The 14,591-nt window shown below is 75.4% G+C and carries 12 protein-coding genes; 5 read left to right on the plus strand and 7 right to left on the minus strand.

From position 1 onward, the window contains the following. Position 1 precedes the first annotated feature (1 nt). Positions 2–877, minus strand: a complete 876-nt coding sequence (locus tag CCE02nite_RS00870; RefSeq protein ID WP_141387275.1) for a TetR/AcrR family transcriptional regulator — start codon at positions 875–877, stop codon at positions 2–4. 129 nt (positions 878–1,006) lie between these two features. Here CCE02nite_RS00870 and CCE02nite_RS00875 point away from each other — a divergent pair, with 129 nt between their 5' ends. The 3 genes from CCE02nite_RS00875 to CCE02nite_RS00885 are packed head-to-tail and all read left to right on the plus strand — an operon-like array spanning position 1,007 to position 3,491. Beyond that, entirely contained in the window at positions 1,007–2,005 is a 999-nt protein-coding gene (locus CCE02nite_RS00875; protein ID WP_141387278.1) for an ATP-binding cassette domain-containing protein, read from the plus strand. Continuing rightward, on the plus strand, positions 2,002–2,853 hold the full coding sequence (locus CCE02nite_RS00880) for an ABC transporter permease (protein WP_141387280.1): 852 nt from the start codon (positions 2,002–2,004) through the stop codon (positions 2,851–2,853). Before CCE02nite_RS00875 ends, CCE02nite_RS00880 begins: the two co-directional genes overlap by 4 nt. Before the next feature lie 41 nt (positions 2,854–2,894). Next, positions 2,895–3,491: a GNAT family N-acetyltransferase gene (locus CCE02nite_RS00885; protein ID WP_141387282.1), complete on the plus strand. Its 597-nt coding sequence runs from the start codon at positions 2,895–2,897 to the stop codon at positions 3,489–3,491. 75 nt (positions 3,492–3,566) lie between these two features. On the opposite strand, the gene CCE02nite_RS00890 is transcribed toward CCE02nite_RS00885, so the two are convergent. Beyond that, entirely contained in the window at positions 3,567–4,361 is a 795-nt protein-coding gene (locus tag CCE02nite_RS00890) for a hypothetical protein (protein ID WP_141387284.1), read from the minus strand. Positions 4,362–4,563: 202 nt separating this feature from the next. Further along, on the minus strand, positions 4,564–6,591 hold the full coding sequence (locus tag CCE02nite_RS00895; RefSeq protein ID WP_141387286.1) for a YhgE/Pip domain-containing protein: 2,028 nt from the start codon (positions 6,589–6,591) through the stop codon (positions 4,564–4,566). A 411-nt stretch (positions 6,592–7,002) separates the two neighbouring features. Here CCE02nite_RS00895 and CCE02nite_RS00900 point away from each other — a divergent pair, with 411 nt between their 5' ends. After that, positions 7,003–10,074, plus strand: coding sequence for an esterase-like activity of phytase family protein (locus CCE02nite_RS00900; RefSeq protein ID WP_255318557.1), 3,072 nt, complete (start codon positions 7,003–7,005; stop codon positions 10,072–10,074). Between the two features lie 113 nt (positions 10,075–10,187). On the opposite strand, the gene CCE02nite_RS00905 is transcribed toward CCE02nite_RS00900, so the two are convergent. The 3 genes from CCE02nite_RS00905 to CCE02nite_RS00915 form a co-directional block, all read right to left on the minus strand. Further along, on the minus strand, positions 10,188–10,406 hold the full coding sequence (locus CCE02nite_RS00905) for a PspC domain-containing protein (protein WP_053370472.1): 219 nt from the start codon (positions 10,404–10,406) through the stop codon (positions 10,188–10,190). A 111-nt stretch (positions 10,407–10,517) separates the two neighbouring features. Next, entirely contained in the window at positions 10,518–11,048 is a 531-nt protein-coding gene (locus CCE02nite_RS00910) for an O-acetyl-ADP-ribose deacetylase (protein WP_141387288.1), read from the minus strand. 104 nt (positions 11,049–11,152) lie between these two features. Next, positions 11,153–12,361: a beta-ketoacyl-[acyl-carrier-protein] synthase family protein gene (locus CCE02nite_RS00915; RefSeq protein WP_141387290.1), complete on the minus strand. Its 1,209-nt coding sequence runs from the start codon at positions 12,359–12,361 to the stop codon at positions 11,153–11,155. 202 nt (positions 12,362–12,563) lie between these two features. Between CCE02nite_RS00915 and CCE02nite_RS00920 the strand changes: the two genes are divergently transcribed. Further along, on the plus strand, positions 12,564–13,319 hold the full coding sequence (locus CCE02nite_RS00920; protein WP_141387292.1) for a hypothetical protein: 756 nt from the start codon (positions 12,564–12,566) through the stop codon (positions 13,317–13,319). A 9-nt stretch (positions 13,320–13,328) separates the two neighbouring features. Here the strand turns inward: CCE02nite_RS00920 and CCE02nite_RS00925 are convergent, their stop codons facing one another. Then, positions 13,329–14,423 (minus strand): amidohydrolase family protein, encoded by a 1,095-nt coding sequence (locus CCE02nite_RS00925; protein WP_255318558.1) that lies wholly within the window; start codon positions 14,421–14,423, stop codon positions 13,329–13,331. Positions 14,424–14,591: the final 168 nt, after the last annotated feature.

The raw sequence follows: 14,591 nt of genomic DNA on the forward strand, positions 1-14,591 counted from the left end.
GTCAGGCGCCGCCGGCGGCCCCGCGGGCGGCCGCGCGCTTGGCGACGAACGCCTCGATCCCGTCGAGGAGGATGTCGAGCCCGAACCCGATGTCGCTCTCCCCGTCGTCGGGCTGGGCCTCGGCGGGCGTCCACGCGGCGAGCGCCCCGGTGAGGGCGGGGTACGTCTCGGGGTCGACGAGCCGGGTGAGCACGAGCTCGTAGTCGGCGTACGGGTTGGCGGCCGCGACTGCGTCCTGGTCGAGCTCGGCCTCGGGCGTGTCGGCCGGGAGCCCCTGCGCGTGGCGCACGGCCTCGGCGGCGGCGCGCCGGGTCTCGACCTGGACGCGCCCCTCGCCGAGCACGTGCTGCGCGAGGAGCCCCACGATCTGGAGCTTCTCGTCCGTGGTCAGGTCGAGCGGCGCGAGGATCGCGAACGCGCGGTCGATCCAGCGCAGGCGGCGGGGGCCGACCTGCGCGGTCGTGAGCGGCAGGTCGAGGAACCAGGGCCGCGCGAGGACGCCCGCGATCTGCGCGCGCGTCCACGCCGCGAGCCCGGCGCGCCAGTCGGCCTCGTCGTACGGCGGCAGCTCGAGCACGTCCGCGGCGGCGTCGGCCATGAGGACGAGGAGCTCGTCCTTGCTCTCGACGTAGCGGTAGAGCGCCATCGACGAGTACCCGAGCGACTCGGCGACGCGCGCCATGGACACCGCGGGCAGGCCCTCGGCGTCGGCGAGGTCGACGGCGGCACGCACCACCTGCTCGACGCTCAGGGCGGGCTTGGGGCCGCGCCGCGGCGCGTGGCCGCGTCCCCAGAGTCGTGCGACGACGGGCGGGAGCTCCGTCCCGGCGGCCGGTCGGTCGGTGCGGGGTCGGTCGTCGGCGTCGGTCCCGGTCATGTCGTCATCCTCCCGCGGGCCTTGACCGCTCGCGAAACTGTGTCTACCGTCAGCAGAACATTAGCGTCCATAAACAGTTTCTCTCCAACGCTGTTCTCGGGACGTCCCCAGGAGTCCCCAGGAGTCCCCATGTCAGCACCCGACGTGCTCGTGCGTGCCGAGGGCCTGCGCAAGAGCTACGGCTCCGCCCGCAGGTCGGTCCGCGTGCTCGACGGCGTCGACCTCACGCTGCACCGCGGCGAGGTCCTCGCCCTCCTCGGCCCCAACGGCGCGGGGAAGACCACCACCGTCCGCATCCTCGCCACGCTCTTGCGCCCCGACGGCGGGACGGCCACCGTCGCGGGCCACGACGTCGTGCGCGACGCCGCGCGCGTGCGCAGTCTCATCAGCCTCACCGGGCAGTACGCTGCGGTCGACGAGAAGCAGTCGGGGCGCGAGAACCTCACGATGATGGGCCGCCTCGCGCACCTGCCGCGTCGTGCCACGCGTGCCCGCGTCGACGGCCTGCTCGACGCGTTCGACCTCGCCGGCGCCGCCGACAGGCGTGTCGGCACCTACTCCGGCGGCATGCGACGTCGGCTCGACCTCGCGGCCGGGCTGCTCACCCGTCCCCAGGTCATGTTCCTCGACGAGCCCACCACCGGCCTCGACCCGCGCAGCCGCCAGGCCATGTGGGAGGTGATCCGGGGCGTCGTCGCCGACGGCACGAGCCTGTTCCTCACGACGCAGTACCTCGAGGAGGCCGACCAGCTCGCCGACCGCGTCGCGCTCGTCGACGACGGCCGTGTCGTCGCCGAGGGCTCCCCGTCCGACCTCAAGCGCCGCGTCGGCGACGCGAGCATCGAGCTCACCTTCGCGTCGGTCGCCGAGGCGGCGTCGGTCGGGTCCGCAGGGCCCTGGCCGGAGGCGCCCGCCGTCAGCTCCGCGACGCTCCGCGTGCCGACCGACGGTTCGGTCGAGCACGTGCGCGACGTCCTCGCCGCGGTGGCGCGGACGGGCGTCGAGCCCGTGCGGTGGGAGGTGCGCGCGCCGACGCTCGACGACGTGTTCCTCACCCTGACGGGCCACGCCGCGCGGACGCGCGACCGGGACGACGTCGCGACCGCCCACGAGGGGACCGCAGCATGACCGCCCTGACCACCGCCGCGCCGTCGGGCACGACGCCGCGCCTCCCCGCTCCCGTGGCCCGGCCGGGCCGCCACGTGCTCGCCGACGCCGGGACGATGGTCGCGCGCTCGCTGCGGCTCGTGCGCCGCGAGCCGGACGAGCTGATCCTCGCGCTCGTGCTGCCCGTGATGCTCATGATCCTGTTCGTGTACGTGTTCGGCGGCGCGATGAGCGTCGGCACGGACTACGTCACGTACGCGACGCCAGGGATCATCCTGCTGTGCGCGGGCTACGGGGCGTCGAACACGGCGATCGCCGTGGAGCAGGACATGTCCGGCGGCATCATGGACCGGTTCCGGTCGATGCCGATCGCGAGCTGGACGGTGCTCGTGGGGCACGTCGTGGCGAGCGTCGTGAAGAACCTCGTGACGACGGCCGTCGTGCTGGGCGTCGCGTTCCTCATCGGCTTCCGGCCCGACGCGGACGCTCTCGAGTGGCTCGGGGCCCTCGGGGTCGTCGCGGTGTACGTGCTCGCGATCACGAGCGTCGCGGCCTTCGTGGGCGTGCTCGTGCGCTCGCCCGCGGCGGCCGGGGGGTTCAGCTTCTTCATGCTCTTCCTGCCCTACGTGTCGAGCGCGTTCGTGCCGCCGGAGACGATGCCGGCATGGCTGCGCGGGTTCGCGGAGCACCAGCCCGTCACGCCGGTGATCGAGACGATCCGCGGCCTGCTCGTCGGCACGGACTCGACGGGGGCGCCGGTCACGGACCTGGGCCCGACGGCGGCCCTCGCCCTCGCGTGGTGCGTCGTCCTCGTCCTGGTGTTCCTCGGCGCGGCGGCGGCCGTGTTCGCGCGCCGTCGTCGCCGATAGATCGATCCGTGCGGCGAGCTCACCCAGGAAGCAGGGAACGAATGATCGAGATCAGGCGCGGCGACGAGCTCGGCGAGAGCAGTCGGCGGCGGATCACCGAGGTGCTCGTGCGCGGCTTCGCGGACGACTTCGCGTACTTCTCGAAGGACCCGCGCGAGCTGGCGGACGCGTTCGCGCACATGCTCGTCCTCGAACGGTTCTACGTCGCGGTCGTCGACGGCGAGCCCGCCGCCGTCGCCTCGGTCACCGAGGGCGCGCAGGAGTGCTTCGCCCCCGAGAAACGTCCCTTCCGGGACACGTGGGGTCGGGTCCACGGCGCGATCAGCTACCGGATCGTCCGGAGCCAGTTCCTCGGCGCGTACGACGGTGCACGGGACGGCCTCGCCGAGATCGGGTTCGTCACGACCGCGCCGGAGCACCAGGGTCAGGGTGTGGGCACCGCACTCATGCGCCACCTGATGACGCTGCCGTACGACGAGCTCGTGCTGCGCGACATCAAGGACACCAACGCCCCGGCGCTCGGGCTCTACCGCAAGCTCGGGTTCACGGAGACGGGGCGCCGTCCGGTGCGGTTCGCCCGGCGGGCGGGGTTCTCGGCGTACGTCACCATGAGCCGCGCCCGGGTCGTCGCGTCGTGACCGCTGCCGGCGCGGTGCCCGTCGGTCGACCTGCCCGGTGAGCGGCGGCGCCGGAGTGCGCGCCGGGCACCGTCGTCAGTAGCGGCGGCGCCGGCCCGCCGCGCCCACCGCGAGCCGACCGGCGAGCGGGACGACGGTCTGGACGGCGAGGCTCGCGGCCAGCGCGATCCCGAAGGCTGCGGCGACACCGAGCCGGTCCACGAGGAGCGCGACGAGGAGGCAGAAGACCGCGAACCCGGTGAGCCCGGCCAGCATGCCGCGCAGCAGGCGGACCGTCTCGGCCGACCCGCGCTGCGCGAGCGCGAAGGCCGCGACCACGCTCGACGCGATCGGGAACGGCGCGAGCACGCCCGTCATCGCGGGCCCGAGCGCGCCTGACGCGGTGGTGACGGCGAGGACGAGCGTCGCCGTCGCGGCGGCGCGCGCCGGCAGGTCCCACCAGGGCGCCGCCGCGACGGGCGGCGAGGTGCCCGGCCCGTCGGGCGGCATGACCCGGGACGCGCCCCAGAACGTCGCGAGCGCCACCACGAACGCGATCCCGGCGGGCAGCGTCAGCCGGGCGAGGGCGACGTCCGCGACGAGGCACGCGGCCCAGGACGCCGCGAGCGCACCCACCCAGCCCGTCCGGCGCGAGCACCAGCCGAACACCACGGCGAACAGGGCGAGGGACGTGAGGCCGAGGAGCGCCGAGGACGCTGCGGCGGCGCCGAACGCGGTGCCGTGGTCGAGCGTGGTGATGAGCAGGATCGGCCCGGCGACGACCGGCAGCCCGACGAGCACCCCCGCGAGCCGGGCTCCCCAGCGCCGTCCGGCGAGCGTGGACGCGACCACCAGGGCCGGCGCCAGCACGAGCTGGAGGAGCAGCGTCACGCGGTCACGGTAGCCGGTGCCTGTGGCCGTTCCCGAACGCGCCCCGGGCGCCGAGCGCCGGGGGACAGGAAGAAGGGCGGCGGTCCCGGAGTCCTGTCCACCGGGACCGCCGCCCGCGGGGGCGACACCGTCGACGTGAAGCCGCCCCCGAGTCGGGGGCCGGGCGGTGAGGAGGGTCCGCCCGGCCGTGCGCGGCGGTCGGTCAGACCGCCGCGAGCCGACGGCGCAGCCCGAGCCCGACGCCCGCGACACCCGCGAGCACGGTCCCGCCGACGAGCGCCGACATGCCGAGCGACACCCGTCCGACGGGGCTGTTCTCGACGCTGTCCTTGAGCTCCGCCGTGCCGTCGGAGAGGGTCCCCGTGCCGTCGGACAGCGCGGCGGCGCCGTCCGCGATGCGGGTGCTGCCGTCGTGCAGGTCCGACGCGCCGTCGGCGAGCGTCGTCGTCCCGGCGTGCAGCGTCGTCGAGCCCTCGGCGAGCGCGGCGTTGCCCGCCGCCAGGGTCGTCGCGCCGGTGGAGAGCGTCGTGAGCCCGTTCTGCAGGCGCAGGGTCCCGTCCTCGAGGCGCATCGTCCCGGCGAACAGGTCGCCTGCGCCGGTGCGCAGCCGCACCGTGCCGGCGGAGAGATCGGCCGCGCCGGTCGTGGCCCTGGCCGTCCCCGCCTTGAGGTCGGCGGCACCGGTGGCGAGGTCCGACGTGCCCGTCGCGAGCTCGGAGGTCTTCGTCGCGAGGAGCGCGCTGCCGCCGCTCACGCGCGCGGCACCTGCGGCGAGGTCGGCGTTGCCGTCCGCGACCTTCGAGGCGCCGGCGCTGAGCTCGCCGACCTTCCCGTGGAGCGTCGCGGCACCCGTCTCGAGCTCGCCGATCTTGCCGTCCAGGGTCGTGGCACCGGTAGCCAGCGCGTCGATGCCGCCCGCGAGCTGGACGTCGATGCCGGTCCGGAGCTGCTGGACCCCCGCTGCGAGACCCGGCTGCGCGGGGGTGCCCTCGCCGAGGCCCGCGCGGAGCCGCGCGAGCCCCGTGGTGAGCCCGGGCCGCTCCGGGGTGCCGGTCCCCAGGCCGGCCGAGAGCTGGTCGATACCGGCGGTGACGTCGGCCGCCCCCACGGAGAGCTCACCCGCGCCGGACGCCAGTCGTCCCGCGCCGACCGCGATCTGCGCTGACGCGCCGGGAGCCGACTCGGTGCCGTTGCCCAGGGCACGGAGGGACGCCGCGATCGTCCCGAGGCTCTCCGGGGTCGCTGCGGCCTCTCCGCGCGCGATCCTGTCCAGCTGCGCCGCAAGGCCGTCCAGGTTGGTCCCGACGGTCACGGCGGAGCGCTGGAGCTCGTCGGCAGAACCCCGCAGCTGGTCGGCGCCTCCGCCGAGGGCGACCGCACCACCGCGCGCCCGGGCCGCTCCTCCCCGCAGCTCGTCGACCCCGGCCTGGATCGTGCCGACCGCGCCGTCGGCCGTGGCGACTCCGCCGGCCAGGCGCGCCGCGCCGCCGGAGAGCTGCGCCCGGCCCTGGTCGAGGGCCTGGACCCCGGCGCCGAGGCTCTCGCGCACGCCGGTGCGGAGCTCGGTCGTCCCCGCGGCGAGGGTGCCGGCCCCCGTCGCGAGCCGACCGGCTCCGGACGCGAGGTCGGCGGAACCGTCCGCGGCGCGCGCGGCCCCGGCGCTCAGGTCGCCGGCGCCCGTGCTGAGGTCGCCCGCTCCCGCGGCGATCTGCGACGCACCGTCGGCGGCGCGCGCGTTGCCGGACGCGAGGCGGGCGGCCCCGGCGTCGAGGTCCGCGCTGCCCGCGGCGAGGCGGGCCGCGCCGTTCGCGGCGTCGCCCGTGCCCGCGGCGAGGCGGGCGGCCCCGGCGTTCAGCTCGTCCGCTCCGGCGGCGAGCTCGGTCGCCCCGTCGAGCGCGGTGGTACCGCCCGCGGCGAGCTGGGCGGCGCCGTCGGAGGCCTTCTGCGCCCCGGCGACGAGATCGCCGGCGCCGTCCTCCAGGTCGCCGGCCCCGTCAGCGAGGCGCTGGGCGCCGGCCTGGGCCTCGGCGGTCCCGTCGGCGAGGGTCGTGGCGCCGTCGGAGAGCTGTGCGGCCCCGTCGTCGAGGCGGGTCGCGCCGTCGGCGACCTTGCCGTTGTACACGAGCAGGAACGCGATCAGGCCGGCCACCGCGAGGGCGAGCACGGCGAGCGCGACGGACGTGAGGACCGTGTGGGTGCGCGACGGTCGGGGAGAGGCGTGCTGCGTCATCGGTCGTCCTTCCTCGCGCCCGGCGTCGTCGCAGGGCGGTCGGCAAGAGGGGAGAAGAGCGGGAGAGAGGCGGGGTCACGTGCGTGCCCGCCGCGGGAGTGCGCCGGGACCACCTCCCGCCAACGTTGGCGGGACGTGGAGTAGCAGGTAAATCCCGAACGACGCTAGCAACCACCGGGACAGGGCGGACAGCGAGTACTAGGTACTTTCGCCGTCACGATTCGGTCACGGGGCGGAAGTATCAGGTACTCCGCCCCGAAACCTGTCGCTCGGGGCAACGGGTGGGTCTCCAGAGGCCCGCACCTGCCGGCGCGCACTGTTCATCCACCCGTCACCCGCCGGTCCCGGGACGGTCGTCGTCGCGCCACCGCGGGCCACCAGCCTCTGCTCGACCCTCGTCGAAGGAGAGACATGCCAGCCATCCCTGAGCAGGCCCGTCAGCGGACCGCGATGCGCACCCCCGTGCGCGCCCCGGCCCGTCGCACGCGCCTCGCCGCGCTCGTCGCCACGGGCGCGACGCTCATCCTGGGCCTGGGCGCGCTGCCCGCGCTCGCGGCGGCTCCCGCGCACCCGGCCGGCGGCGCGTCGTCGTCCCCGACGGCGGCGCTCGGCCTCGCGGCTCAGGCCGCCTGGACGGCGCCCGCCGCGGACGAGGCGTTCCACCGCCTCGCCACGTACCCCGTGTTCCAGAACCGCCCGGCCGGCGAGGACGCCGCTGCCGAGACGGTCGCCGAGATCTCGGCGGTGAGCGAGGACGGGCGCACGGTCGTCCACACGGACGCGCTCGCGCGCCGCATCGGCTTCCTCGACATCACGGACCCGACCGCGCCGAAGGGCCTGGGCACGCTGAGCCTCGCCGAGCTCGGCTCGGAGCACGACGAGCCGACGTCGGTCGCGATCGTCGGCGGGTACGTGCTCGTCGTCGTGGACACCTCCGTGAGCTTCACCGAGCCCAGCGGTCGCCTCGACGTCGTCGACCTCGCCACGCGCGAGCGCGTGCGGTCGTTCGACCTCGGCGGCCAGCCCGACTCGGTCGCCGTGACGCCCGACGGCGCGCACGCCGTCGTCGCGATCGAGAACCAGCGTGACGAGGAGATCACCCCTGAGGGGGGTGACGAGGGCGACCTCCCGCAGCTCCCCGGCGGCTTCCTCCAGATCCTCGACCTGCCGGGCGACGACCCGGCCGCCTGGTCGACCCGCGCCGTCTCCTTCCTCGACGAGGCCGGCGCGCCGCTCCCGGTCGTCGAGGCGGCCGGCCTCGACACCCCGCAGGACCCCGAGCCCGAGTACGTCGCCGTCAACCCGGCGGGCACGAAGGTCGCGGTGACGCTCCAGGAGAACAACGGCGTCGCCGTCGTCGACATCGCGACGGGCGAGATCGAGACCGTCTTCTCCGCGGGCGCTGTCGCCGTGTCCGGGATCGACGTGAAGAAGGACGGCGTGATCGACCAGACCGGGTCGATCCCCGCGACGCCGCGCGAGCCCGACGCGATCGGCTGGCTCGACGACGCGCACGTCGCGACCGCGAACGAGGGCGACTGGAAGGGCGGCTCGCGCGGCTGGTCGGTGTTCGACGCCGCGTCGGGCGAGGTCGTCTGGGACGCGGGCGCGGAGCTCGAGCGCCTCGCCGTCCGCGTCGGCCTGCACACGGAGGACCGTGCGGCCAAGAAGGGCGTCGAGCCCGAGGGCCTGACCGTCGCGACGCTCGGCGGGACGCGCTACGCGTTCGTCGGGTCGGAGCGCTCGAACTTCGTCGCCGTCTACGACGTCTCCGAGCCGAGCGCCCCGCGGTTCGTCCAGGTGCTCGCGACGACCAACGGTCCCGAGGGCCTGCTCGTCGTCCCGGAGCGCGACCTGCTCGTCGTCTCGAGCGAGGAGGACGACGCCGGTGCGGGCGTGCGGTCGGCCGTCACCGTGTTCGGGCGCGGCGCGCAGTGGTCCGACGGCGCGGGGTCGCCGCAGTTCCCGAGCGTCGTCTCCGCGGACGCGACCGAGGGCGCGCAGGCCGGCGCCCCGATCGGCTGGGGCGCGCTCGGCGCGCTGACCGCCGACCCGACCGATCCCCAGCGCCTGTGGACGGCGACCGACGCCGCGTACTCCACGACGCAGCTCCTGTCGCTCGACGTGAGCGGCTACGGCGCGGGCTCCCCGGCCGTCATCGACCGGACCGTGACGCTCACGCGCGACGGCGCCCCGGTGGGCCTCGACGTCGAGGGCGTCGCGGCGCGCGCCGACGGCGGGTTCTGGCTCGGCGTCGAGGGCGCGACCGGTGCGGAGAACGCCATCGTGCGCGTCGATGCCGCGGGCGCGGTCGTCGAGTCGGTCGCGCTGCCCGAGGCGGTCGCCGCGGGCCTCGGCAAGCAGGGCATCGAGGGCGTCGCGGTCGCCCCGGCGGTCTCGACGGCCGACGGAGCCGCGGGAGAGGCTGCGGGCGAGCAGGTGTGGGTCGCGCTCCAGCGCGGCCTGACCACCGACGAGGGCGGCACGGCGGGCACCGCGCGCCTCGGCCGCTACGACGTCGCGTCGGGAACGTGGGACTGGTTCGCGTACCCGCTCGAGCAGACCACGACCGACGGCGACTGGCTGGGCCTCAGCGAGGTGACCGTCGTCGACCACGACACCCTCGCCGTGATCGAGCGCGACAAGCTCAACGGCCCCGCCGCCGCGGTGAAGCGCGTCTACGCGGTCGACGTACCCGACGTCGCCGTCGGCGCCGCGTCGACGACGCCGGTCGCCGTCACCAAGACGCTCGCGCACGACGTCCTGCCCGCCCTGCGCGCCACGAACGGCTGGACGCAGGAGAAGCTCGAGGGCCTCACGGTCGGCGGCGACGGCACGGTCTGGGCAATCACCGACAACGACGGCCTCGACGACGCCACGGGCGAGACCGTGCTCCTGAGCCTCGGCGCGGCGTCCGACGTGTTCGAGGGTCACCTCGACGGCGAGAACCCGGGCGGACCGGGCGAGCCCGGCGAGACGCCCGGCGCGGGCGAGCAGCCTCCGTCGTCCCCGCTCCACACGGTCGACGTCGACGACCTCACCGACGCGAACCACGGCGGCGTCACCCTCTCCCCGGCGCGCGTCCGCGCGGGGGAGCAGGTCACGGCGACGGCCGAGGGCTTCGCGCCCGGCGAGTGGGTCTCCGCGACCCTCTTCTCGACCCCGGCCGACCTGGGCATGGTCCGCGCCGACGCCTCGGGCACCCTCACCGCGACCGTGACGATCCCCGCCGACGTCGCGGCGGGCGAGCACCGGTTCGCGATCGTCGGGCAGGTGGACGGCCGCGTCCTGTGGACGGAGCTCGAGGTCCTCGCCGCGGACGGCGCGCCCGGCGGGTCGGACGGCGAGGAGCCGGGCCGGCCGGACGGGCTCGCCACGACCGGGTCGCACGTCGGCGCCCTGGTGGGCCTCGCCGTCGTGCTGGTCGCCGGCGGCGCGACGATCGTCGTCGCCCGGCGTCGCCTGCGCGGTCTCCCGGGCTGACGCCCCGGCCCCACGCCGAACCCGGGGTTGCGGGCGATCTCGAGCCCGAGACCGCCCGCAACCCCGGGTTCGGCCGACCGGGTGACCGGCGCCCGGCGCCCGGCGCGACCGGCTCAGTCGCGGTCGTTGGGCATGAGGGCCCAGAGGATGAGGTACGCGATGACCTGCGGGCCGGGGAGCAGGATCGAGACGGCGGCGACGATACGGACGACGGTCGGGTCCCACCCGAACCGGCGGGCGATCCCCGCGCACACGCCCGCGATCATCCGACCGTGGCGCGGCCGGGACAGGGTCGGCCGGAACGAGGCTGCGGAGGCGTCTGAGGTGCTCATACCTCGACGGTAGGAGTGCGCTCGTCGCGGCGGTATCGGGAAGTCCCCCGAACCGACCCTGATCCTCGCGAGGCTGACCCTGACCCCTGGCTCAGCTCCGGGGCGCCCGGCTCAGCTCCCGAGGGCGGCCTCGAACGCCGCCAGGGCGCGGGGCGACGCGAGCGCGAACGTCACGGCGGTGCCACCCAGGTCGGCACCCGCACGGGCGGCGGACCACCCGCGCACGGCCCCGACCGCGACCCGCGCGACGTCGTCGACGTCCCAGCCGTAGACGCCCGCGCTCACGGCGGGGAAGGCGACGGTCGCGGCGCCGAGGTCGGCGGCGACGTCGAGCGAGCGCGTGAAGCACGACGCGAGGAGCACAGGGTCGGTCTGGCCGCGATGGCGGTTCGGCCCGACGGTGTGGACGACCCAGCGGGCGGGGAGGTCGTAGGCGCCGGTCGCGACGGCGTCGCCGACGGGCAGGCCGTCGGGGAGGGCGGTGCGTCGGATCCGGCGGCACTCCTCCAGGAGCCCGGGACCGGCGGCTGCGTGGATCGCACCGTCCACGCCCCCGCCACCGAGCAGCGACGAGTTGGCGGCGTTGACGATCGCGTCGACGGTGAGCGTCGTGATGTCGGCGAGCCGGGCGTCGAGGTCCATGACCCCATCCTCACGCGACACCGAGGGTGCTCGCCGTCGAGCACGGGCTCGATGGCGACCTGGATGCCGAGAACGACAGCGGCGTCGTCCTCGGCGCGGAAAGATCAGTCGCGCGAGACGACGACGCTCGCGCTGTGGCCGCCGAACCCGAACGCGTTGACCAGCGCGTGCCGGGCGGCCGTCTCCCGGGCGGCGCCCCGCACGACGTCGAGGTCGATCGCCGGGTCCAGCGCGTCGAGGTTGAGCGTCGGCGGCACGCGGCCGTCGCGCACGGCGAGCAGCGCGACGAGGATGCCCAGCGCGCCCGAGGCACCGAGCAGGTGGCCCGTCGCTCCCTTGGTGCTCGTCACGGGCGGCGGCATGCCGAGCGCGGCGTGCAGGGCGTCGGACTCGTTGACGTCGCCCACGGGGGTGGACGTCGCGTGCGCGTGGACGAGCCCGAGGTCGCCGGGGGAGAGGCCCGCCGAGCGCAGGGCCATCCCGATCGTCCGTGCCTGGTTCTCGGGGTCGCCGCCGACGATGTCGAACGCGTCGGAGGTCAGCGCGGCGCCGGAGACCACCCCGTGCACCGTGGCACCGCGGGCTCGCGCGTGCTCCTCGCTCTCGAGGACGAGGAGCGTCGAACCCTCGCCCATGACGAAGCCGTCGCGGTGCACGTCGAACGGTCGCGACGCGCGCTCGGGCTGGTCGTTGCGCGTCGACATCGCCCGGGCCGCGGCGAACGCGGCGAGCGAGAACGGCCGGACGCCCGCCTCCACCCCGCCGCACACCACGACGTCGGCCGACCCGGCGAGGATCATCTCGCGGCCCATCGTGATCGCCTCCGACCCCGCGGCGCACGCGCTGATCGGCGCCCGCGCGCCCGCCTTGGCCCCCAGGTCGATCGAGAGCCAGGCCGCCGGACCGTTGGCCATGAGCATGGTCACGGTGTGCGGCGAGACGCGCCGGGGCCCCTGCTCGTCGAGCACGTGGGACTGGTCGAGCGTCGTCGCGATCCCGCCGTTCGCGGACCCGACGACGATGGCGAGCCGTGTGGGGTCGACGTCGGGCGACCCGGCCGACGCCCAGGCCTCGCGGCCCGCGACGAGCGTGAGCTGCTCGGCCCGGTCCGTGCGGCGCGCCTCGCGCACGGCGAGCCCCTCCGCGAAGGCGTCGTCCACCCGTGCCGCGATGCGCACGGGCAGGTCGGCGGCCCAGTCCTCCTTGATGGCCCGCACCCCGGGCTCGCCGCGCAGCAGCGCGTCCCAGGTGTCCTCCGCGGTGAGCCCCACGGGGGTCACCGCCCCGTAGCCGGTGACGACGGCTCGTGTCATGGTGTCCCCCTACCTGCGGGCGTCGCCCCGGCGGCGACGGTTGTGGTCGATGGGTCCCATTCCAAGACATCCGTATGGGGTTTGTCTTGTCCGACAGTGTGACAGTGCGCACGCTCTCGCTCACCACGAGTGAAGCGGCCGGTCGTTGAACGGGGCGCGGCGGGGCTCGCAAGGTCGCGTACGGTCGGCACACAGACGGGACATGAGGGAGATCCAGGTGGGTCGTGCTGGGCGCGTGGTCGGGGCCGGGCTGGCGGTCGTCCTGGGCCTCGGAGCCTGTGCGACGGCGGACGGGCCGGCGAGCAGGACCGCGGGCGAGGGGTCGTACCGGTGCTGGGAGACCGTCGTCCCCGACGACGTGCTGGAGTCGGGCGTGACGGCGGACCACCTGAGCGAGGACGGCCGGGCCGCACTCGACGGTCTCGAGGTGCCGCCGATCGACCCTGCCGAGTGGACCGTCGTCGAGGACGGCGCCGAGCGGGTCGCCCTCCTGCGCGAGCTCGACGGCCCCGAGGACCTGGGCGCGGGCGACGTGCGCACGCACGAGATGCTGGTGATCGAGTGGACCGACGCGCCGAACCTCGACCCGTCGCCCACGTGGGTCCTCACCGCCGCCCAGACCTGCGCGCTGCGCGCCGATCTCGGCGAGCTCGGCACCGCGACGCTCACCCTGGACCCGGAGCACCCGCCGGTGCCCGACGCGCGCGAGCTGCACCTGCTCGTCACCGAGATGGCGTGCAACAACGGCGAAGATGCCGAGGGCCGGGTGCGGCTGTCAGCGCTCGCCGTGCGCGACGACGCCGTCGCGGTGACGGTCGGCGTCGAGCCGCGCACGGGCGAGGCGAACTGCCCGTCGAACCCGCCGACGCCGTTCGTCGTCGAGCTCGACGAGCCGCTCGGGGACCGGGTGGTGCTCGACGCCTCGGTCCACCCGGCGCGGGAGGTCGTGCTGCCGTGAGGCGGTGGGTCAGTCCGCGTCGAGCCTGAGCACCCGGCGCGCGTTCCCCGCGTAGAGCGCCGGCAGGAGGTGGGCGGGGAGGTCCGCTCCCGAGATGGCCCAGCGACCCTGCGGCGGTACGGGGTCGCCGGGGGCGTAGGCGAAGTGCTCGTCGGCCGTCTCGAGGAACCGGAAGTGCGTCTCGAGCTGCTCGCGGGACAACGGGAAAGCGTCGGTGCCGAACAGGACCCGGTCGGGGAACTCCTCGACGAGCCGGCGGAAGCGCCGTGGCTGACGCCCGAGCTCGCCCAGCCGGCCCGCGATGTCGACGACGAGGTTCGGCGCGGCCCGCAGGAGCCGGGAGACGTGGTCGAGGTCCTCCGCGACGCAGCCGACGTGCGCGCCGACATAGGTGGTCCCCGGCGTCGCGACGAGCAGACGTTCGAACGCGTCGAGCAGGTGCTCGAACGACGGGAAGCGGGACCGGTCGGCGAACGACCACGACGGCTGCGCGGCGAGCTCGTCGACGCGCTCGTTGTACCGGTCCAGCGGGTCGAAGAACGCCTTCGGGTCGGCGACGTGGATCAGGACGGGCAGCCCGAGCTCGCCCGCGAGCGCGAGCGTCTCGAGGACGCGCGGGTCGTCGGGCGCGACGAGCGCGCCGTCCGGGCCGGTGACGGTCAGGCCGAGGTTCTTCCACACCTTGAGCCCGCGGGCGCCGCGCGCCGCGGCGTCGCGGAGCTGGCGCTGCACCGCGCGCTCGCCGCCCGCGTGGGCGAGCGCCGTCCAGTCGACCTGGCAGAAGGTGAGGAACCGGCCCGGGTGCGCGCGGTCGTACCGGTCGAGGTTGGCCTCGAGCTCGTCGCCCCACAGGCCGTCGAGGTTGACGACCGTGCGCACGTTCGTGCGGTCCATCAGGTCGAGCAGCGCCGGGACGTCGGGCGCGCACCAGTCGGTGGTGAGCCAGCGGCCCAGGTGGTTGTGGACGTCGACGGCGGGCACCGCGGCCCGGGGGACGTCGGTCCGGGGGAGCCGCACGCGGGCACGCGGCTCCCAGTCGGCGAGCCGCAGGTCGGGTGCGGGCGGCTCCGGGGGCGGGGCGGTGTGGTGGAGAGGATCGGTCACGTCCCCGAGCATCGGCCCCGCGCGCGCAGATTTCACGGATGTTACGCGAACCGATCATCCGGAGTGAGTGAATGTGCCACTCTACGTGACTATCGCGCAGAGCATGAGCAGAATCTTGGGCATCGGGTCCGCGCCGAGCGGCACCCACCCACCGCAGGACCCGGGGTC

Origin of the sequence: Cellulosimicrobium cellulans (genome assembly GCF_006539945.1) — a bacterium.
Taxonomy (GTDB): Bacteria; Actinomycetota; Actinomycetes; order Actinomycetales; family Cellulomonadaceae; genus Cellulosimicrobium; species Cellulosimicrobium cellulans.

Coding starts and splice junctions, on each gene's coding strand:
- CCE02nite_RS00875 (WP_141387278.1), top strand. CDS start 1,007: ATGTCAGCACCCGACGTGCTCGTGCGTGCCGAGGGCCTGCGCAAGAGC.
- CCE02nite_RS00885 (WP_141387282.1), top strand. CDS start 2,895: ATGATCGAGATCAGGCGCGGCGACGAGCTCGGCGAGAGCAGTCGGCGG.
- CCE02nite_RS00880 (WP_141387280.1), top strand. CDS start 2,002: ATGACCGCCCTGACCACCGCCGCGCCGTCGGGCACGACGCCGCGCCTC.
- CCE02nite_RS00910 (WP_141387288.1), bottom strand. CDS start 11,048: ATGGACCTCGACGCCCGGCTCGCCGACATCACGACGCTCACCGTCGAC.
- CCE02nite_RS00915 (WP_141387290.1), bottom strand. CDS start 12,361: ATGACACGAGCCGTCGTCACCGGCTACGGGGCGGTGACCCCCGTGGGG.
- CCE02nite_RS00870 (WP_141387275.1), bottom strand. CDS start 877: ATGACCGGGACCGACGCCGACGACCGACCCCGCACCGACCGACCGGCC.
- CCE02nite_RS00895 (WP_141387286.1), bottom strand. CDS start 6,591: ATGACGCAGCACGCCTCTCCCCGACCGTCGCGCACCCACACGGTCCTC.
- CCE02nite_RS00900 (WP_255318557.1), top strand. CDS start 7,003: ATGCCAGCCATCCCTGAGCAGGCCCGTCAGCGGACCGCGATGCGCACC.
- CCE02nite_RS00920 (WP_141387292.1), top strand. CDS start 12,564: ATGAGGGAGATCCAGGTGGGTCGTGCTGGGCGCGTGGTCGGGGCCGGG.
- CCE02nite_RS00905 (WP_053370472.1), bottom strand. CDS start 10,406: ATGAGCACCTCAGACGCCTCCGCAGCCTCGTTCCGGCCGACCCTGTCC.